1 protein-coding gene is annotated in these 567 nt (G+C 69.3%); it reads left to right on the forward strand.

What is annotated here, in order from left to right; translation table 11 throughout:
* Nucleotides 1-30: 30 nt before the first annotated feature.
* Nucleotides 31-567: patatin-like phospholipase family protein (locus AAHB17_RS24555; RefSeq protein WP_342133683.1), on the forward strand; the 537-nt coding region annotated here is incomplete at its 3' end.

Below are 567 nucleotides of genomic sequence, written 5' to 3' on the forward strand. Positions count from 1 at the left end.
GGCACTGTGAAGCGCGCGCAGGAACCTGTCATGAACCACCCGTTCCGCCACCGCTGGTTGGCCGTACTGGCAGCGCTGGCTCTGGCCGGCTGCGCGGTCACCGAACCGGCGCCGACCGACTTGCAGCCACGCACGCTGGACCAGGTGCACCGCGTCGCCTCGGCCCATCACGGGCGCCCGGTGCTGGCTGTGGTGCTCGGTGGCGGCGGGCTGCGTGGATTTGCGCATGTGGGCGTGCTGCAAGCGCTGGAAGAAGCCGGATTGCGCCCCGACATCGTGGTGGGCACTTCGGCGGGATCGGTGGTCGGCGCCGCCTACGCCAGCGGTATCGGCCTTGAGCGCATCCGGCAAGCGGCACTCGACGTGAAGGTCGTGTCGCTGATCGATCTCACCTGGCGCTCCGGCGGCTTCATACGCGGCGACAACCTGGCGCGCTGGGTGGATGATGTCACCGGCAGCACCCGCATCGAGGACTTTCCGATTCGCTTCGCCGCCGTTGCCACCGACCTGCAAAGCGCCCAGCCGGTGCTGCTGTCGCAGGGACCGGCTGGCCGCTCCATACAGGCT

The organism is Hydrogenophaga sp. OTU3427, from assembly GCF_038440225.1.
Classification (GTDB): domain Bacteria; phylum Pseudomonadota; class Gammaproteobacteria; order Burkholderiales; family Burkholderiaceae_C; genus Hydrogenophaga.